The organism is Vibrio sp. SG41-7 (assembly GCF_014164465.1).
Lineage (GTDB): Bacteria > Pseudomonadota > Gammaproteobacteria > Enterobacterales > Vibrionaceae > Vibrio > Vibrio splendidus.
In genome coordinates, this window is record NZ_JACJFF010000053.1 from 1 (window position 1) to 19237 (window position 19237).

The window sequence follows — 19237 nt, forward strand, 5'->3', positions numbered from 1 at the left end:
CTTCAAGGAAGCCATAGACCAATTTTTTACTGTAACTCTTCCAGAGATTGCAGGTTCGTTGACGTCTCGAATCAATGACAATTTTCAGGTGTTTAAGCCTGCATCTTCAAGTTGATTGGGTATAATCAGAATACCCTTCAGCACTAGTGCTAGACTTCGACCAATACTAATGCCCGAATGGAAGGTCTGAATAGTTTATTTCAAGCCGCTAGGCCGAAGGCTATAGCCTAGAGAAATACAACCACGCTCATCACTATGAGCTACATGATAGCGAGCCCCGATGCTGAAATATTGAAATCCACTTGAAACGTCGAAGAACCTTTTATATTTTCAAATAATTCCCCTTAGCAACAGGCTCCTTCAAACGTGGTTCTGTACATTTTTAAATAAGACCTTGCTGCACTTTCCCAAGTGAATCTTTGTTTCATGGCGTGAAGCTGCACTCGTTTAATTTCGTTGGGGTTTTGTGTGTATAACAATAGAGAACGATGTAAAACAGTAAGTAAAGCTTGAGGCGTGGGGTGTTCAAACGCAAATCCAGTGGCAACTTCGGGGTTATCATCATAATGATGTACAGTATCTTTTAAACCGCCGACCGAGCGTACAATAGGCAGAGTGCCATAAGCCATACTATAGATTTGATTTAAACCACACGGCTCAAATTCGGATGGCATTAGAAAAAAATCGGAGCCGGCTTCAACTAAGTGCGCGAGCTCATTATTATAGGCTTCAACAAAAGCAAATTTGTCTGCGTTGATCTTAGATAACTCTCTAAGTTGGCTCGATAAAGCTGGCTCTCCTGTACCAACAACCACTATTTGAAGATCATTTTTCAAAAACTCATTAATAATGGGAAGAAGGTAATGAATACCTTTTTGATTCGTCAATCGGCAAACCATCCCATAAACAGCGCAATCAGCTTGAGGCAAGCCGACATCTTGCTGAAGTTTTTTCTTACAAGCGGATTTCCCGCAAGATAAACTGTGCTTTGTCGACTTGTACTTTCGTGGGAGGTATGGGTCAACCTCTGGGCTCCAGTCATCATAGTTACAACCATTTAAAATACCCCAAAGGTCTTGTGAGCGATGCTGAAACTCATGAGCCATACCATGACTACCGAGTTCCGTTTTTAGCTCTTCAGCATACGTTGGGCTGACTGTACTAATTTTATCTGCAGAGAGAACCCCCGCCTTTAACATTGAGACATGAGAATCACTCACGGCAGAAATTTTCGAATGACAGCTATGCATTTCAGGTAGACATTGTAATTCGTCATATGAAAATACGCCTTTGAACACAGCATTATGGATGGTAATCACACTACACATCTTTTTATAAAAACCATGCTCTCGATAGCGAGATTTCAATAAGAATGGAACAAGACCGGTATGCCAGTCGTTTGCATGGATAATATCAGGTTGAGTCCCCAACTTAGGCAGCATATCCAAACAAGCAGCACTGAAAAATGCAAAACGTTCCCCATTATCAGCATAGGCTTGGTTATTTTCTGCATACATTTCAGAGCGCCCGAAGTACTGCTGACATTCGACTCCCAAAACATTAAGCCCGTCAAAATTGAGAGTCTTAACCTGATAAGCCGTGTGAGGCCAATGCTCTAATTGCGTTGAAAGAATCACTTCAGCCGACTCAATATTAGCGATTTTACTGTATGCGGGTATGACCACACTAACGTCTTGTTTAAGGGCTTGTAATGCTTTGGGTAAGGCCTTAGCCACATCAGCTAGGCCGCCGCTCTTAATTAAACCATCAACTTCAGTTGCTACAAAAAGTATCGAAAGATTCTTAGTCACCAATTTTCTCCTGTAGAGATTACGATTTACGCATTTAAAGTATGCTGCCTTGTTCAAGGTCATCGAAATTATGAATACCGTGTTAAATCTATAGAACAATGGTTCCTGTTTTAGTAGATAATTTGTAGAACACGGTGGAAAGAGGTGGCAGGCAAAGCGTTAGAGATTGAATTAGGCCTTCACTGCTCTCATCTTGAGTCTGAACTGTTTTCAACGTTGAAAAGTTACTGCCGTTGTACTTAGCATCATCGGTGTTTAGTATAAGTTCATATTTACCCGCCAAAGGTACACCTAATCGAAAACGCTCTTGGGGTATGGGTGTAAAGTTTGTGATAATTAAGATACGCTCACCATCGAGGCTTAGGCGTTCGTGTGCCAAAATTGACATTTCGTTTGCATTTTGTAAACGCCACTCAAAACCTTTCGGCTCACAGTCTAATTCATATAGCGCCTTTTCTTTTCTGTAGAGTTTATTAAGATCACGTATCAGAGTTTGTATACCTTTATAACGTTCAATGCCTAATAAGAACCATTGCAGCTGAGCATCATGATTCCATTCCGCCATTTGACCGAATTCAGCCCCCATGAAGTTCAATTTCTTACCGGGCTGGGCATACATATAACCTAAATAAGCTCTTAGGTTCGCCGTCTGTTGCCACTCATCCCCTGGCATTTTGCTATGGAGAGAGCCTTTGCCATAAACCACCTCATCATGAGATAGGGACAATACGTAGTTTTCACTGTGTGCGTAAACGAGCGGAAAGGTAATCGTATCGTGGTGGTACTTACGATTAATAGGATCTTCTTGAATGTAAGATAAGCTGTCGTGCATCCATCCCATATTCCATTTAAAGCCAAACCCTAATCCACCGTTAAATGTAGGCTCAGAAACGCCGGGGAATGCTGTTGATTCTTCAGCAATGGTCATTGCATTTGGAAAGTGCTTGTACACCTCTTCGTTCATCCATTTAAGGGTTGCGATGGCGTCATAGTTCTCATTGCCGCCATTCACGTTTGGAATCCATTGATCATGGCTGCGCGAGTAATCTAGGTAAAGCATTGAAGCTACTGCATCAACACGAATACCATCTACATGAAATTGTTCAAACCAGTAAAGTGCGTTTGATATTAAAAAACGACGTACGTGTTCTCGGCCTAAGTCATAAATGTACGAAGTCCAATCTTGATGCCATCCTCGGCGAGGATCCGGATCGTGGAAGAGCGGTGTTCCATCAAAATATGCCAAACCATGTTCATCACTTGGGAAGTGGGCTGGTACCCAGTCAAGAACGATACCTAAACCTGCTTGGTGGCATTGATCGACAAAGTATTTAAAGTCATCCGGAGAGCCAAAACGACTGGTTGGTGCGAATAGACCGACAGGCTGATATCCCCAAGAGCCGTAGAACGGGTACTCTGAAACCGGCATCAGTTCAATGTGGGTATACCCTAAGTCTGTTAAGTATGGGATCAACTCCGCAGCCAATTCTCGGTAATTGAGAAAACCGCCGTCGGTGTTACGTTTCCAAGAGCCAATATGCAGCTCGTAAAACGATAAAGCCTCTTTACGTTTTTCTGTCACAGGACGATTTTGCCATTTAATATCATTCCATTCATAACGATTGTGGTCGTAGGTCACGGAGGCAAATGATGGGTACTGTTCAGCATGTGCACCCCAAGGGTCTGCTTTATGCGGTAGGTTTTCACCATTTGGCCCTTTTAATTCAAATTTGTACAATGAACCTTCTGGAAGATCCGGGATAAAGATCCCCCAGAGACCGTAGTCTAGACATTGCATCGGGGTACGCCTGCCATCCCATTGGTTAAAATCCCCGATGAGACTGCATGCCTTTGCGTGGGGGGCGAAAACTAAGAAGCGAATACCAGATATTGTTTTACCATCACGCTCGAAAGTGACAAATTGAGCCCCCATTTGTTTGTACATCTCTTTTGGAGTGTGTAGAGCGTCATAGGAAGCATATAAGCCATGATATTGGTATGGGTCGTCAATAATCTGTTCTGTATCTCCCCAGTTAACAGAGAGTAGGTAATGAGTTTGGTGGAGATTGATCGCCTGAACAAGAATAAAGCCATTTTCTCCTTCTCGTTCTAGTACAATCCGCTTATTCTCAAGGATTAATATGACACTTTCAGCCCCTGGCATCCAAACTCGTAACGAGACTTGCTCTGATTCGATGAACGGACCAATAAAAGAAAAGGGGTCAGCAAAGGAGGCATGTGAAAGTTGTTCATATCTTTGGGCTGTATTTCCCGAAATGTTATTTTTCAATTCAATTGTCCTCTAAAAACAGTCATTTTTGGTGTTCAGGCTCTGATATAACTCAGGGTCGTTAGATAACAAACATGTTGCATTCTGAGGCTAGTTTAAGTGTCGACAGTAATCTACTTACGAGATAACAACAGTTGTGTTCCGATTTCGTCGTTAACGTAGACCTCTTCAAGTTGGTATCTTCCAAACTCTTTAATCGCTGAAATTAACTCCTGAAGTCGGGATGTTTTAAGTGTAATCGATAACGGTTTTATCTGATTGTTTTGTGCATCAAAACCTTTCTCGATCGCGTCACTGCTCATATAAATGATATCGGGCTCCATTGTCTGATCTTTGCACTTTATTTTTGAACCAAATTGATGCTGTTCTGACAGTTTCGAAAATAAAATGTATAACTCATCTGCATGAGACCAACGGGCTTCGTAATCAAGGTTTGCTTGATTAATGAAAAGCAATTTTTGCTCCATGTTACCATTTAGGCTACGACCAATGACTAGAAGTGCTTTTAGCTCTTTTTTACAAGCTGTGAATTGAGGATGTTTGACCTTAGGTTTAAGATACTTTGTGAGAAAAGCATTTCTTTTTTTTACGCTCCAAAAGCCTCCGCTCAAGTTGATCGCTGAATACAGGGCTATTAATGAAAGTGGAATTAATTCATTAAGCGCTTGATAGTGTTTCCAATTGCGGTGTTTCGACCAAGTCATGAAAATGACACCTCCCTACATTAAAGGTGAAGATCCACTTAAAGCTTTATTTATAATCCTGAAATGTAAAAGACATTTAGAAATGCTGGGGTTTTTAATTGATCTAAATCGTTAACGTTCCTTTTTATTCAGTTAATCATAATCAACCACGGGTTTCCCCGTGATTGTCGAGATACTACCAGGGGAAACCTATTGTCGCCTAAAGGAGCATTCAAAAAGAATGTTTCTTAAATTAGGCCTCAATGTAGGCACCTTTTGGAATGACCACTATGCCATTTTCGGATACATGGTATCGCTTACGGTCTTCAGAAAGGTTAATGCCAATTTGAGTACCTGGAGCTATGGTGGCACCTTTGTCTACAATCACTCGATGAAGAATACAATTATCGCCAATTTTGACATCACCAAGTAAAATGGATTCGGTGATATCACAATCTGCTGCGACGTTACTACGAAATCCAAGTACAGATTTCTCGATACGAGAGTCGCGAATATAACTGCCGTTACAAACTAAGCTATCGATAACCTGGACACGTCCATTTTCAGAGTCGGTAAATGTCGCAGGTGGTAAGGGAGGGTAGTAGGTATGTAATGGCCATTTTCTATTATAGAGAGAAAATGGCGCATCCTTCTCAAGAAGGTCCATGTGAGCTTGCCAATAGGCATCTATCGTACCAACGTCACGCCAATAAACTTCGTCTTTCTCACCCGTAATACGGTTTGTACTGAAGTCGTAAACAAATACATTTCCTCGCGGGAACATTTTGGGAATTATATCTTTTCCGAAATCATGGCTGGAATTCTCGAGGCTTGCGTCCTCGATTAACTCCGCAAAAAGCGCTTCCGCTTCAAAAACATAATTACCCATCGACACCAATGCAAACTCAGGATCGCCTGGGATGTGTTTGGGAACTACTGGTTTTTCTTCAAAGCCAATCATACGACCGTCACTATCGACTTCAATAACACCAAACGAGGAAGCTTCAGCCAGCGGCATTCGTAAGGCTGATACGGTCAGAGCTGCTTCTTTTTCCTTATGGAAATCAATCATCTGCTTGATGTCCATTTTATAAATATGGTCTGATCCAAAAATACAAACTTGTTCTGGCTGCTCTAACTTCATGAAATTTAAGTTTTGATAAATAGCATCAGCCGTACCTTCATACCAGCGTTTACCTGTTCTCATTTGTGCTGGGATAGGATCGATGAATGCCCCTGACAGGCCATTGATATTCCATGCCTTTTTCATATGAACGAAAAGTGATTGCGATTTAAATTGTGTTAACACATAAATTTTCAGTAAATCCGCATTAACAAAGTTATTTAAAGCAAAATCAATTAATCGATAACTCCCCCCGAAAGGGACTGCTGGTTTGCTTCGAGATTCAGTTAAAGGTCTCAATCTCGAGCCTTCACCACCCGCTAAAACCATACCTAAAACACGTGACATTGTTTACCTCGTATATCTTATTGATTAGAAGATGAGCACACTAGTTACTATCTATGGTAATTTGTTAACATTTATTGAAGAGATCGATTGGGTAGTAGTAAAAACTACAAGGACTATTTTGCTTGTCTGCGAGAGCTATACGCCTAGCGTAGAGCTAATCAAGAAAGCTAGCATGTTTACGATAGATACCCGCACTCATTTTGTAAAGACATTGTTGTATTTTTGTTATACCTTATTGTGTGTGCGAGCGTTCGACTGTATGCGCTTTGTTTACAACTCTATCCTTCGCTGACTTAATGATACTTACTACAGCGAACTACCCAACGGCAACATCGCTGGTCACTGGCTTTTCTCGCTTAATACGCAATAAAATAATAACTTAAGTTAAGCTGTTATTTTTAGTGAACGCTTTATGGCTTTAACAGTAAGTTACTGACTTTTGAGATAATATTTATAAGGATATCGAAATATGGCTATACACTCTCGTGCTGGGCAGAAAGCTCAGCAAGAAGATCTGCATAATATCCCGGCTCTAGTGGCTAACTATTTCTTAAAGCAACCGGATGCGACTAACCCAAACCACAAAGTTCAATTCGGAACTTCAGGTCATCGAGGTACAGCTGATAAATCAACATTTAATGAAAACCACATTCTCGCGATCGCCCAGGCGGTGGCTGAAATTCGCGCTGAGCAAGGTACCACTGGACCTCTATTCTTAGGTAAAGATACTCACGCTCTCTCTGAGCCAGCGTTTTCTAATGTAATCGAAGTGCTTGTAGCCAACGGTGTTGAAGTTATTATTCAAGAAAACAATGGCTTTACGCCAACACCAGGTATCTCGCACGCGATTCTTACGCATAACTTAGTGAATGACAAAAAAGCAGACGGCATTGTTATCACGCCTTCGCATAACCCACCACAAGACGGTGGTATAAAATACAATCCGACACACGGTGGCCCTGCTGAGGCTGAGCTAACTCAAGCGATTGAAGATCGTGCGAACGTCATCATTGCTGAGCAAATGAAAGGTGTAAAGCGTACTCCTATCGCACAGGGTAAACAGTCTGAGCTAGTGAAAGAAGTCGACCTAGTTGCACCATATGTAGCTGACTTGGTTAATGTCGTTGATATGGAAGCGATCCAGAAATCAAACATCAAGATTGGTGTTGACCCATTGGGTGGTAGTGGTATTGATTATTGGCGTCAAATCGGCAAAGCGTACAACCTAGATCTTACTCTGGTAAGTGAAGCGGTTGATCCTTCGTTCCAATTTATGTCTCTCGACAAAGATGGTGTGGTTCGTATGGATTGTTCTTCACCGTACGCAATGGCAGGCTTACTGGCGCTTAAAGATGACTATCAACTAGCGTTTGGTAACGACCCTGATTACGATCGCCACGGCATTGTCACGCCAACAGGCCTGATGAATCCAAACCACTTCCTAGCGGTTTGTATTGACTACCTATACCGTAACCGTGAAGGTTGGGGCAAAAACGTTGCAGTGGGTAAAACACTAGTATCAAGTGCATTGATCGACCGTGTTGTTGCTGACTTAGAGCGTGAACTTTGTGAAGTGCCAGTTGGATTTAAATGGTTCGTTGATGGTCTATACAACGGTCAGTTTGGTTTCGGTGGTGAAGAGAGTGCGGGTGCATCTTTCTTACGTAAAGACGGAACACCTTGGTCAACAGATAAAGATGGCCTAATTCTTTGCCTACTTGCGGCTGAAATCACAGCAGTTACAGGTAAGAATCCACAAGAATATTACGAAGAGCTTGCTGCTAAACACGGTGAGTCTAAGTATAACCGTATTCAAGCGGTAGCAAATGGTGCACAAAAAGACATACTTAAGAAGCTATCTCCAGAGATGGTTTCTGCTGAGACGCTGGCTGGTGACCCAATTACTGCACGCCTAACGCACGCCCCTGGTAATGGCGCTGCGATTGGTGGCCTAAAAGTGACGACGAAGAACGGTTGGTTTGCTGCTCGTCCATCAGGTACAGAAGACATCTACAAGATCTACTGTGAAAGCTTTAAAGGTGAAGAGCACCTGAAAGCAATTGAAGAAGAAGCTCAAGAGATTGTTAACCAAGTATTTGCAGCAGCTGGTCTATAAGCGAAATTTGATTACTAGAGTCATAACGTGACTACCACCCCATCGGGCGATGGGTTTACTGCGAAATTACTAAATATCTAAGTCCAGTTAACTTTGAACAGTAAAATGCCACATAATATGATTTCCAGCCTAGTTGGGACAAGTCAGTGAAAGAATACGTGATTTATTGGCTCTTACCGATAACTCTGCTATACATAATATACTCAAAAAAACTTTTAAAATCATACGGTCAAAGAGGATCTTACAATGAGATTAAAACAATTTATCTTCGGCACTTTTTTTGCCTTTACAGCAACCTGTGCAGTTGCCGCAAACTTAAATTCTGTAAAACAAGACTACCTAAAGACTGGGCAGAGTATCGTTGACATGGTTAATAGAGGTGATGTGGATACGGATAGCGTCAGAGCAAGTGTCATAGAACTCACACGCGATAGCGTATTATTAGCTCAAGAATATCTTGTGAAATACCCTGAAGGAAAAGCACTAATTACTGAAGTTATCAACGAAGTCGCCAGCTTAGATGCTTCTGGTAATGTTACTGGTTTAGGCCCTATGGCCGAAGACAGCTTTGACTACATGGAAAAACATTGGCACGACTTAGGCTTTATGGAAGGTAAAAGCTATGGCATTGATATGGAAGATGAGGATAACGAACATTTTACTGATCCTCTTCACGTAATGATTCACCCAATCATGGTATTACGGGCCGCACAAGACAAAAACTTAGATGCGATGAAAGCCGAAATGCAAGAAGGCATGGAGCAAATCGAAATCACAGTTAACGCTATGTAATTTCAATTTCATTTTTAAGGTTTGGGGCTTCTTACTTTATAAGCCCCGTATTCGATAAGCGAGGTTCTTCCGATGCAAAGAAGTTTCATCATGATTGTCAGTGTTTTCTGCTTAGGCCTTGCTATGTTGATCGTACTGATTACAACTAATTTAAATGATGTCACAAAGTTAATAGATCAAGAAAATAAGACAAAAGGCAGTTTCTATCGTGAAACATTTGAAGTAAACACTAAACTATTACTTATAAAGTCTAAAGTCCCTGATTTATTCACTGCAAACAACATCACCGAACAAGAATCAATAAATAAAGAAATTAACACCATATTTAACTCATTAGACCAAAATTTTAAGAATATGAGTCAATCACAATTTCACAGTCTAATGGATATCCCTATCGAAGATAATATTAATCCCACACCAGAAACTAATAGTAATTCCATTAACGAAACGTCATCTCCAAACTCACTAGGTGAACTTTTCAAAGAAGCATTATTAGAAACACAAGATGTTAAGAAGGTTTATGATGATGTCTACTTATTAGCTGTTAAGAAAGTAACACTACAAAAAGAGCTTCAACCAAGAAATAAAGAACTTTCAAAGCTCCTAAGAAGAACATTACACTTATCAGATCTCAACCCCAAAGCGTATAACGACTTTGTCCGAGGTGCTATCACAGTCACCTACACCAAATCGAACCGTGATGTTAAGTTTGCAGGTGATGCAAAGTTCAACAATGGATATAAAAAGCTCTTATCCATGGAGCTGACGAGAAAAGATCGCATAGCTTTAGAAAAAGTAAAATTAGCCTTCGATGAAGTCTACTCTAGAGCTCGAGTTTTGATTTCAATGTCAGAAGATAATGTCTATTTTAATAGAAAAGCGGATCACGCTATCCAACTGTTTGGAGACTTAGGTCAAGTTGTCACAAAAGCGTCAGAAGATGGGCAACAAGCCTTAATCTCAGATACAAAAAAAACCGTATTACACGCTCAAATGATAGCAGCTTTTATAGTATTCATTTGTATCACTCTCGCCTTTACGATTGCGAAGCGTATTCTTATAAAGATAAAGGGATTAGTAGCCAGAATGGATGAGATTGCCAAAGGCGATGGCGACCTGACAACACAATTAACAGAACAAGGAAATGACGAAATTGCACATGTCGCAAAATCGTTTAACGTATTTACTGAAAAATTAAGAGCAAGTTTAATAAAGGTATCTGACACTACTGAGGAAGTCAGGTTAGTTGCAGACCACCTTATGGAAAGCAATAGAACACTCACCAAGAAAGTCGGTAACCAATCACAAGCAACGGACTCCGTAGCCTCCTCCATAACTCAACTATCAGATATGGCTTCTGACGTTGCAGGTTTAACAGAGAGCGCTCTTTCTACAGCGAAAGACTCCGATCAACGTGCAAGTTCAGCTAATGCTGTTGTTCAAGAAGCGATTCAATCGATGTCACTCCTTGCAAGTGAGGTTGCGGAAACTGCCAATAGTATTGATCAACTAAAAAGTCATAGTGAACAGATTTCAGCGGTTGTCGATGTTATTCAAGGCATTGCCGAACAAACGAACCTACTGGCGTTAAATGCGGCAATAGAGGCAGCTCGCGCAGGTGAGCAAGGGCGAGGATTTGCTGTTGTCGCCGATCAAGTACGTACGCTAGCAAATCGCACTCAAGATGCAACTGAAGAAATCGTTACAATGGTAACTTCAATTCAAGATAGTGCTAACCTGGCGGCCGGTCAAATGATGAACTCTCAACAATCAGCCAAGCATTGTGTATTGCAAGTTGAGGAAACCAGTGAGGCATTAAATGCAATTGTAAACGGAATTGAAAAAATGAATGAGCTCAATTCTCACGTGACTGAATCTTCACAGAAACAGCACATCACTACTGACAATATCAATAAAGATATAGACTCGATCAAAAAAATCGCCCAAGAAACAGAAGAGTTTGCAAAGCAATCCAACGAGGTGTGTAATGGATTACATGAACAAGTCAACCGCGTTGTATCCGTATTAAAAGAGTTCAAGTACTAGGCCATACTAGCAATCTCGCAGTAAACTCTCGCTCTAGGGCGGTGAGTAGTCACTCTTTCTAGATATAAAGCTTCCAATGGACTACAGCCTTGTAATGAACATCACATTGTTAATCAGAATGACAACAAATGCAGAAGCCTCCATTAACAGAGAAAGGCTAGCGTGATAAAACGATTAGACAGACTCTAAAAGCTCTTTATCAATCACCTTTAAACACTTCAATAGTCTGGCTTGCCGATAAAAACCTAGAGATGCAGATTAAATCGCAAGAGAGTAGAAATGAGATCAGTAAAACACAGTATAGGGCTAAGCCTAATAGCATTAGCTCTTCTTTTAGGTATTTTATGTGTCGCAAACTTTGCACAGGCAATGGATTACTTCCTCAGTGAAAATGAAATTTTATACCGGGATGAAGCCATCATCTTCACTCTCAGCACAGTGCTATCGCTCATCAGTGTTTTCTTCGGCTCACTTGCGTTGGCACTGGGGATTATAGAAGATAGTATAAATAAGCTTCATCAAAAACTTCTCGATAAACTCTAGTGGAAAACCCCTCTGAAAGCACACAAGCTTCCAGAGAGGTTTAGGGGGTGTTCTTCGCTTCCTTTGTCACAACTTTAAACACAAACATAAAATGAAAGGCAGGCATAACGACTTATGAACTTTATTAAGAAAACGCTCTCCAAAACAACTTTGATTGCAATCCTAGTGGCACCTTATGCAGTTAATGCCGCTTCAGTATCACAAGTACAGCCACCTTCATCGTTACAGTCTATTATTGCATCTCTCGACTTAACAGAGCAGCAGCAGCAGCAAATATCAAGCATTGCTAATGACTATCGAGCAAACTTATCTGCAGAAGACATAGCGGAAGCTCGTGAGCTAAAAAGGAAGCAGCTTCGTTTAATCATTCAAACCGAGCTTGACGAAAGTGCCCTTGAAGAGGTGATCACTCAAGCTCAGCTCAAGCAAAAAGAGTTTATCATTAATGATATAAAATTAAACAATAAAATCTACAACATTCTAACCAAAGAACAACAAGATAAATTTAAAGCCTCTATGAGGTCATTGATGCCTCAACTCTAGAGTCACAGGAAAAGCATCAGAATAGCATATAAATCAATAAGGCAGCTCTCTTCAAAAAGGGCTGTCTTGTTCATAGGCACTTAAACAGCCCATTAACCGCGCTTATGTTATTCACACTTATCTCGCCATCACAGTAAGTCAATGTTCAAAAAGAACACAAGTAAAAGACTTGAAAGCAAAGAGTCATTGTTCGAAAAGCCGTCACTCTACAATCAACAACTCTAAAGAAGTTATCAAGCCTTTAGCACGCTAAGGGAGCTATTGCTTACTGCGATCGACTATTAGCTTTCTTTCTGTTGTGCTCTTTTCAGCGCTGGGCGAGCCGTGCATCGCTGTACATAATCCATTAGGTTCGTGTGCGAGATATCTTGCTGGAAGCTCAACGCCCAAGCTAAGGTATGAGAAATCAAGATATCGGCAACAGAAAAAGAGTCACCTAAAATGTACTCTTTGTCACCTAACTCTTGGCTCAACACAAAAATAGCATTTTGAAACTCAGACTGACATACCGGTAAAATGCCATCTTGACGCATGTCTTCCGGGTAGATAAAGCTGTGCTTAGCCATCGTCCACAAAGGTTGCTCAAGCTCACAAAGCGCAAAAGAGCACCATTTAGTACAAAGTGCCTTTTCTCGATTGTCACTCTGATCGTTAGGTTTGATTTGGCCCTTGCCGTGCTCCTGAGCTAAAAACTCTAAAATCGCAGCCGATTCCGAAAGTACAAAATCGCCGTCAACGATCGCTGGCGTTTTACCGGCTGGGTTAATTGCCAAATACGCATCAGACTTATTTTCACCCGCGGAGAAATCCACTTTTTTAAAGTTATATTCCAGGCCTAGCTCTTCCGCACACCAAAGCACACGAGTAGAGCGGCTATTTGGCGCGCCATAAATATCCATCATTGATTCTCTCCAAAATTCTGATTATATAAAAAAGCAAAAGCACCAGAACGAGCCTGGTGCTTGATTTATGTTACCGTGGCTTTCGTTAGAATGTGCGGCTGTATTGCAAGCCGATCAGGATTGCATCAGCACGAGTGGTGCCGGTTAACGTCCCTTCCCCTTCAACTACATCGACATCTTCACTCATTAAGTAAGTGAAACCGAAGTCAACATTCGATTGGGTATTAATGTGGTAGGTGGTACCGAACGAGAACCAATGGCGGTCAGAGTCTGGCACCGAGATTGAGGTTTTCTCATCTTGGGCACTGGTGTCGTACATGTAACCGGCACGCAGTGTCCAGTCGCTGTTGAGGTAATAGGTGGTACCAATCGCGTAGTGCCAGCCGTCTTGCCAGTCATACTTAGATGAATAACTCGAACCTTGACCAAGAGGATTCGTTGGACTAGGATCATCTGCAATGCTCCCTTGACTCAGGTTACTGAACTCAACCGTATCAAATTCCCCCCAAGAAATGTATTCAATACTGTAGTGCACCGCCCACTTGCTGTCTTCCAGCTTGTGGTAGCCCGAGAACTCCAGCATGTCCGGCAGGCTGAACGACACCTCTTGGCCATAATCATCTTCGGCAGTGAAATCTGGGCTGTAGTGGTACGCCAAACCAAAACGGTTATTCTCGTCTAGCTCATACACAGTGCCGAGGTTAAAACCAAGGCCCCAACCGTCGGCGCCATCGATATTCATGTAGCTAGTCTCAGAACCAGTAGCAACTAGTCCTCCTCGCTGAAATGTGCCTTGACCGTAGATAAAGTCTAATCCTGCACCCACACTCCACTGTTCATTGATACGGTAAGAGCCCGCCACACCTAAGTTATAACTCGCGATTTTCGTGTTGCCTGCGAAAAGTGGAGCTGAATAATCTGTTGGGAAGTCGGTTTCAGTACCAAAGTTGGAGTAGGCGTTCACGCCCCACGCGAACTGGTCATTAACCGGGACAATCAGGTGAAAGTTTGGAACGTAAGAGGTGCCACCAACATCATCCGTATCTTCAGGGTTTTGGCCAAGGACATACGTAACATCCGTCACTTCAATGAATGAGGTGACTTGTTCGATACCAAGCGACATTGAAGTGCTGTCGAACAGGGCCATCGCTGCTGGGTTACGAGCCATAACGGAAGCGTTATCTGCAATTACCGCATCACCGGCAAATGCACGGCCTAAGCCAGTTGCCGATTGTGCATTAATTTGAAAGCCAGCGGCGAACGACTGAGTCGAAATCAGAGTTGCGACTAGGATTGAGCGCGTTAAGTAAGTCTTTCTCATGTTACCTCTATTATAATAAGGTTTATACGTTAGGATAGAATGTCATACGATGATGAACCACTACTCTGTCAAAAAGTTCTAACGACAGCGATATCTCACACATTGTTGTTGAGCTTTATATACGTGTGAAATAACTCTACTTATTCATCAACTTCTTAACAAGACTATTATTATGATAAAAAAATGGCCACTTTGCTTGCAAGCCCCCACTAATTTAATTAATTATATCAAAAAAAATTTAAAACTGACGTGTTATACCAACTTTTAACATAATCAAATAAGGAAAACGTAGTATAGGCTCCCATCTATTTACTCTTTATAGATAAACCGCCCTCCGCGGTAAAGCTTATCTTCACTCGAATAGGATTATCACCATGCTTCGTAAAGCAACGATATTATTAACACTGACATTAACGGCGTGTTCTACTATTAATACCGATATCAATCATGAAGCTGACTTTTCTGCCTACCGTTCTTTCGAGATGGGGAACAACACCGAGGTGATCAAAACTCTCGATGAACAGCGCATTGAAGCCGCCTTGGCACAGCAAATGGCGCAAAAAGCGTTAAAACAAGTTGAAGAGCAAGGCGACCTACGCGTGCAATACCAGCTCACTGAAGAGTCTGAACTGGTTTCTACAGGTTCGGCCATTGGATTTGGTTATGGTATCAATAATCTGCATGGAACCATTGCCATGCCAGAGCGTTATGAAGAGCGCAAATACGGTAACTTAATGGTTGAACTGATCGATACGCAAAAAAAACAAGTGGTTTGGGCTGCCTACTCAAGCCAGAAGCTGACACCGACAATGAGCACAGAGAAACGTGAAGCACTCATTATGAATGAAATCACCAAAATGTTTGAGCACTACTCTATCGATAAACAAGTGATTCCGACAAACTAACGCAATTGGAGGCACAGAGTGGCGTGCCTCTGGGCCTCACTACTCTACCGGCTTGTCTATTTGTATTTCGTTTACTAGAACGATAGCTCTAATTATCGTTAACGCTGCCGTGTCGTTACCACCAGAAAGTCCGAGAATATGTTTAGATCAACTACTGCCACTAAATAAAACAAGCCATAATTTTATGTAAAATTAACAGAGCTTCACCTGACACTGTCTATTCCCCACTCCAAAAAACCAACAAAGAGAAGAATTCAATGAGCAATATCGGCACAAAGTTTATTCTCGCACAGCGGTTCGTATTCGACCCAAGCAGCAATTCACTTGTTGATCAAATGAGCGACGGTGAAGTCATACGTCTTGGTCACAATGAAAGCCGCATTCTCCTGATGCTGTCAGAAAGACCCAATACAGTTATCACTCGCAAAGAATTGCATAAGTATGTTTGGCGAGATCAAGGCATTGAGGTTGATGACTCAAGCCTGACGCAAGCCATATCGACACTGAGAAAGCAGCTCAAAGACTCGATCAAGTCTCCAGGTTTTGTCAAGACAGTGCCTAAACGTGGTTACCAACTTATTGCGACCGTTGAGCGTTCTGCCCTACAGTCATCAAATGCTCAACCAGCAACCACTGAGATTGCAGAAAATGACGTAGAGCCTAACCTAATGTTTGCAACGCCGAGAGTGGCAGAAGAAGCAATGGCTGATACAGTTGAGCCTGAGTCAATGATAAAAGTTCAAGAGACTAAGGTGAAAATGGAGCCAACAATAGATCCTGTTGTAGTCCCGACTAAATGGCTAACATTTGGGTTATTGCTTGCCGCTTTCATCATGCCAATTATCGCTTTAACGTTAACTAAATCGGTAGAGTCCGAGTTCAAAACATTGGCTGAAGTCGACGGTGTAAAGATTCTATCACCGGCTAACCACCCAGATCTCAGCAGTAGGCTGCCAACGATTGAGAAGTGTGTCTTACGTTACAATACTAATCACACTGGTATGCTGAAGCCGACTGAAGTGATTGTAATAGGCGGAAAAACCGAAAACCTTGCTCTAAACTACATTCACTCACTGGATTACTCTAGCGAAAATATAACCCTAAGAATTTACGCAAACCAATCGTATGTAAACGACATTTGTAATGGTGATCTGTAACATGAAATTAAAAGTATCAATTATTTTACTGATTCTATCTGCATTTGGGAGTGGTTGGTTATATTGGAACACCGATGCGAAAATAGAGCGCTTACTCACTCGGTATGAATGGCAATCGAAAATGGTGACACTGATTAGCGATAACAAGCAAGCTGACTCAATCGGCCCACTTCGCAGTGTTGAAGTATCATCGAATGCGAAATACCTTCCCAATGGCACATACCTGAGAATGTCAGTGGTTAGACTTTACAGTGCTCAAACTGAACCTGCGAACGTCATCAATATCTCAGAAACGGGTCAGTGGGATATTAACGACAACTACTTACTGGTTTCGCCAACGGAGTTTAAAAATGTGACTTCGGGTCAGCGCCAAGATTTTTCTGAAGAACAATTAGAGTTGATCACTCAAGTCATTAAAATGAACGCACAGCAAAGCCGACGCATAGACATTGTCACCCCGAAGACACTGCTACTCACCAGCTTAATTCACGGATCTAGCGTACTGTTTTCAAATGATATTTGAATTTAAACACGTTAGGACACTAGTTCCCTACGTTCCACCCAAGTTACCTCAAAAACGCGTAACGAACTCCAAATTGAATCTGTGGTCCGTAGATACCATTATTCTTTGACGAAAGAGAGAACGCTGCACGCTCCGACACATGAAATCGACCACCAAATGTAAAAACAGAATGTTCTCCATTACTCCCCATAAGAGCATTCAATTCCAACCGAGCAGTAACCCAAGCTCTAACGCCAATATTTCCCTCGACAAAAACCTCATTACTCGAAGAAAATGAGTTCTTATTATAATGAAAAAGTTGCTGTGCATTTAAGTCAATTCCCTGAAGAAGAGGGCCGTAAACCTGAGGCCCTATATATAAGTCATAATTATCCTCTTCACTTTCACTATCTGTACTCGCTCCGGCTAAAATGGCTAAGCTATCATTTATATCCTTCTCCCCCATCCAAAGAAAAACCGTTAGGAGCCATCAAGAAAGAGACTTCCACAAAGTCAGTTGAAAAGTTGGCAGCAGCAACTGACTCGAAAGAAAATAAAACCAAAGACAACGAGGCTTCTTTTATAAATCCACCTGTAACTAAAATAACCACCTAAAAACAGTAATTCAGACTAAAAATAACATCGAACATTATCCACTATTTACGAAAGTTAGGAGTTAAAACGGCTGATTCACCATCATCCAAAGGTTAGCCCCCTCATTCGATACCCCTAAGTCGGTTCGAACCACAATACCACCAGCAAACGCTCGTAAAGAGACCCCGCCATCAAACTTCATGTCTGACGTTAGCGCCTTTACGCTATATTCATCAGCGACCTCCCCTACTTCGACAAAGCCAACCAGTTGAAACCAATCTAAATTCAAAAACTTCAACCAGCTGATATTTTGAATCGGGTTATACTTTAACGTATATCGGTACTCACCCGAGAGATACAGCGCCGCTTTATCATGGAAACGATACGAGTCGTATCCACGCATTCGATTCCATCCCCCTAAGTTCGCACCTTCATTATAAGGAGCAGCGCCATTGACATGCACACCACCACCATTTTGCTCTTCAACATTCCAAGTTGGTGAATACCCAGTCCAGAAATTAAAAGCCAGAATCCGTTGTGACGCAAAATCGCTCTTCCCTAAAGAAACATATTTACTGGCATCAAGTTGAACGAAGTTCCAATCACTGTCTGACTCTAGAATTGCCCCACCGGCGGAAAAACTGACATACTGGCGACTGCCTATACTAGGGTTGGGGTAAAAGTCGGTATTATCGTACTGAAGGCCAAACTCGACACCGTGAAGCTCCCCGCTGATTGTTGGCCCATCTTCGAAAGTTTGATAGCGGTTAAATTGGTTAACAATAACGGTTGTCGTTCCAACTTCAAGGGGGTTCCACGCTTTTGAGGTCGGCTGCTTAACGAGAAGGCCATTCGATACATCATATTTTTTGATGATGCTGTCGGCGCCATCACCCAGCGGCAGTATGTATTCAAACTTAATGTCGAGCCAATTAGAAAAGCCTGCCCCCTGAATGTATTGGTCACTGCTAGAGCCGGAGCTTCCCGGTATCGGCGGGTTATTGGCATTTTCGTAATACCCTGGCCCAGTGTAAGCGGTATTTTCTGGGTAGTAGGCATACATACCATAAGCAGAAATAAAGAGCCTTTCTAAACTTTCAACTTGATAGTTCCACACACCGCCCCCAATCGCGTAGCTGTCGTCCCCTCCCGTGTAAGCCGAGGCGCCAATTTGCATCTGCTCTTGACCTATACCTTGAAAAACGGCGCCAACCCCGACATTAAAGCCCATCGATTCGGTGTTAAAAGCATAAGGCAGAATTAAGCTCTCTTTTTTCTCATTGGCTTCATTCACACGTTCAAGAGTATACTTACCGGAGACAGGTGTCGCGCCTGCACTCGCAAAACTTAGCGAATAAAGAAAAACACCAAGCGCTTTGCCGCCCCATCGCCAATTTAAACGCTCACTCTTAAAATCCATTAACCATCTCTATCCATATAAAACCCATATAAAAACAAACTAACACAACAATACTTTAACAAACAAGAAGAGGATTAACGCCACGCGCGCAAGAGTACTTTTCGGTTATTCACACAAACTTCGGTTATTCAGATAAACAAA

At 42.0% G+C, this 19237-nt stretch carries 16 protein-coding genes and 1 pseudogene; 9 read left to right on the forward strand and 8 right to left on the reverse strand.

The window, feature by feature from the left end:
* A pseudogene (locus tag H5300_RS14755) lies at positions 1–115 on the forward strand (IS630 family transposase); the annotation flags it as partial.
* Between the two features lie 229 nt (positions 116–344).
* Here the strand turns inward: H5300_RS14755 and glgA are convergent.
* From glgA to glgC, 4 genes are all read right to left on the reverse strand, one after another.
* Positions 345–1814: a glycogen synthase GlgA gene (gene glgA, locus H5300_RS14760; protein WP_182796287.1), complete on the reverse strand. Its 1470-nt coding sequence runs from the start codon at positions 1812–1814 to the stop codon at positions 345–347.
* 85 nt (positions 1815–1899) lie between these two features.
* Positions 1900–4101, reverse strand: coding sequence for a 1,4-alpha-glucan branching protein GlgB (glgB, locus tag H5300_RS14765; RefSeq protein WP_220503503.1), 2202 nt, complete (start codon positions 4099–4101; stop codon positions 1900–1902).
* 113 nt (positions 4102–4214) lie between these two features.
* Positions 4215–4805 carry a DUF2913 family protein gene (locus tag H5300_RS14770; protein WP_182796288.1) on the reverse strand — a complete coding sequence of 197 codons (591 nt, stop codon included), beginning with the start codon at positions 4803–4805 and terminating at the stop codon, positions 4215–4217.
* Between the two features lie 232 nt (positions 4806–5037).
* The gene (gene glgC / locus H5300_RS14775) at positions 5038–6255 is read right to left on the reverse strand and encodes a glucose-1-phosphate adenylyltransferase (RefSeq protein ID WP_182796289.1); all 1218 of its coding nucleotides are present in this window, start codon (positions 6253–6255) and stop codon (positions 5038–5040) included.
* Positions 6256–6724: 469 nt separating this feature from the next.
* Here glgC and pgm point away from each other — a divergent pair, with 469 nt between their 5' ends.
* The 5 genes from pgm to H5300_RS14800 all read left to right on the forward strand — a co-directional run bounded on the left by pgm (position 6725) and on the right by H5300_RS14800 (position 12295).
* The gene (gene pgm, locus H5300_RS14780; protein WP_182796290.1) at positions 6725–8371 is read left to right on the forward strand and encodes a phosphoglucomutase (alpha-D-glucose-1,6-bisphosphate-dependent); all 1647 of its coding nucleotides are present in this window, start codon (positions 6725–6727) and stop codon (positions 8369–8371) included.
* A gap of 246 nt (positions 8372–8617) precedes the next feature.
* Complete coding sequence (locus H5300_RS14785) at positions 8618–9163, forward strand: hypothetical protein (RefSeq protein WP_182796291.1); 546 nt, start codon at positions 8618–8620, stop codon at positions 9161–9163.
* 90 nt (positions 9164–9253) lie between these two features.
* Positions 9254–11209 (forward strand): methyl-accepting chemotaxis protein, encoded by a 1956-nt coding sequence (locus H5300_RS14790; RefSeq protein ID WP_182796292.1) that lies wholly within the window; start codon positions 9254–9256, stop codon positions 11207–11209.
* 279 nt (positions 11210–11488) lie between these two features.
* Positions 11489–11752, forward strand: coding sequence for a hypothetical protein (locus tag H5300_RS14795; protein ID WP_182796293.1), 264 nt, complete (start codon positions 11489–11491; stop codon positions 11750–11752).
* A 114-nt stretch (positions 11753–11866) separates the two neighbouring features.
* The gene (locus H5300_RS14800; protein ID WP_182796294.1) at positions 11867–12295 is read left to right on the forward strand and encodes a Spy/CpxP family protein refolding chaperone; all 429 of its coding nucleotides are present in this window, start codon (positions 11867–11869) and stop codon (positions 12293–12295) included.
* A 281-nt stretch (positions 12296–12576) separates the two neighbouring features.
* Here H5300_RS14800 and H5300_RS14805 read toward each other — a convergent pair whose 3' ends face one another.
* Positions 12577–13197: a glutathione S-transferase family protein gene (locus H5300_RS14805; protein WP_220503504.1), complete on the reverse strand. Its 621-nt coding sequence runs from the start codon at positions 13195–13197 to the stop codon at positions 12577–12579.
* An 85-nt stretch (positions 13198–13282) separates the two neighbouring features.
* Complete coding sequence (locus tag H5300_RS14810) at positions 13283–14518, reverse strand: outer membrane protein transport protein (protein ID WP_182796295.1); 1236 nt, start codon at positions 14516–14518, stop codon at positions 13283–13285.
* A gap of 374 nt (positions 14519–14892) precedes the next feature.
* Between H5300_RS14810 and H5300_RS14815 the strand changes: the two genes are divergently transcribed.
* The 3 genes from H5300_RS14815 (at position 14893) to H5300_RS14825 (ending at position 17103) form a co-directional block, all read left to right on the forward strand.
* Positions 14893–15423 (forward strand): DUF4136 domain-containing protein, encoded by a 531-nt coding sequence (locus H5300_RS14815; protein WP_182796296.1) that lies wholly within the window; start codon positions 14893–14895, stop codon positions 15421–15423.
* Positions 15424–15680: 257 nt separating this feature from the next.
* On the forward strand, positions 15681–16580 hold the full coding sequence (locus H5300_RS14820; RefSeq protein WP_182796297.1) for a transcriptional regulator: 900 nt from the start codon (positions 15681–15683) through the stop codon (positions 16578–16580).
* Between the two features lies 1 nt (position 16581).
* Positions 16582–17103, forward strand: a complete 522-nt coding sequence (locus H5300_RS14825) for a regulatory protein ToxS (protein WP_182796298.1) — start codon at positions 16582–16584, stop codon at positions 17101–17103.
* Positions 17104–17146: 43 nt separating this feature from the next.
* Here the strand turns inward: H5300_RS14825 and H5300_RS14830 are convergent, their stop codons facing one another.
* Positions 17147–17548: a hypothetical protein gene (locus tag H5300_RS14830; RefSeq protein WP_246856289.1), complete on the reverse strand. Its 402-nt coding sequence runs from the start codon at positions 17546–17548 to the stop codon at positions 17147–17149.
* 210 nt (positions 17549–17758) lie between these two features.
* Positions 17759–19096: a BamA/TamA family outer membrane protein gene (locus H5300_RS14835; RefSeq protein WP_182796299.1), complete on the reverse strand. Its 1338-nt coding sequence runs from the start codon at positions 19094–19096 to the stop codon at positions 17759–17761.
* Between the last annotated feature and the right edge of the window lie 141 nt (positions 19097–19237).

Bases quoted from the DNA above. Each gene is read 5' to 3' on its own strand.
- H5300_RS14770 (WP_182796288.1), bottom strand. From the start codon at position 4,805: ATGACTTGGTCGAAACACCGCAATTGGAAACACTATCAAGCGCTTAAT.
- glgC (WP_182796289.1), bottom strand. From the start codon at position 6,255: ATGTCACGTGTTTTAGGTATGGTTTTAGCGGGTGGTGAAGGCTCGAGA.
- pgm (WP_182796290.1), top strand. From the start codon at position 6,725: ATGGCTATACACTCTCGTGCTGGGCAGAAAGCTCAGCAAGAAGATCTG.
- H5300_RS14785 (WP_182796291.1), top strand. From the start codon at position 8,618: ATGAGATTAAAACAATTTATCTTCGGCACTTTTTTTGCCTTTACAGCA.
- H5300_RS14790 (WP_182796292.1), top strand. From the start codon at position 9,254: ATGATTGTCAGTGTTTTCTGCTTAGGCCTTGCTATGTTGATCGTACTG.
- H5300_RS14795 (WP_182796293.1), top strand. From the start codon at position 11,489: ATGAGATCAGTAAAACACAGTATAGGGCTAAGCCTAATAGCATTAGCT.
- H5300_RS14800 (WP_182796294.1), top strand. From the start codon at position 11,867: ATGAACTTTATTAAGAAAACGCTCTCCAAAACAACTTTGATTGCAATC.
- H5300_RS14805 (WP_220503504.1), bottom strand. From the start codon at position 13,197: ATGATGGATATTTATGGCGCGCCAAATAGCCGCTCTACTCGTGTGCTT.
- H5300_RS14810 (WP_182796295.1), bottom strand. From the start codon at position 14,518: ATGAGAAAGACTTACTTAACGCGCTCAATCCTAGTCGCAACTCTGATT.
- H5300_RS14815 (WP_182796296.1), top strand. From the start codon at position 14,893: ATGCTTCGTAAAGCAACGATATTATTAACACTGACATTAACGGCGTGT.
- H5300_RS14820 (WP_182796297.1), top strand. From the start codon at position 15,681: ATGAGCAATATCGGCACAAAGTTTATTCTCGCACAGCGGTTCGTATTC.
- H5300_RS14825 (WP_182796298.1), top strand. From the start codon at position 16,582: ATGAAATTAAAAGTATCAATTATTTTACTGATTCTATCTGCATTTGGG.
- H5300_RS14830 (WP_246856289.1), bottom strand. From the start codon at position 17,548: ATGGGGGAGAAGGATATAAATGATAGCTTAGCCATTTTAGCCGGAGCG.
- H5300_RS14835 (WP_182796299.1), bottom strand. From the start codon at position 19,096: ATGGATTTTAAGAGTGAGCGTTTAAATTGGCGATGGGGCGGCAAAGCG.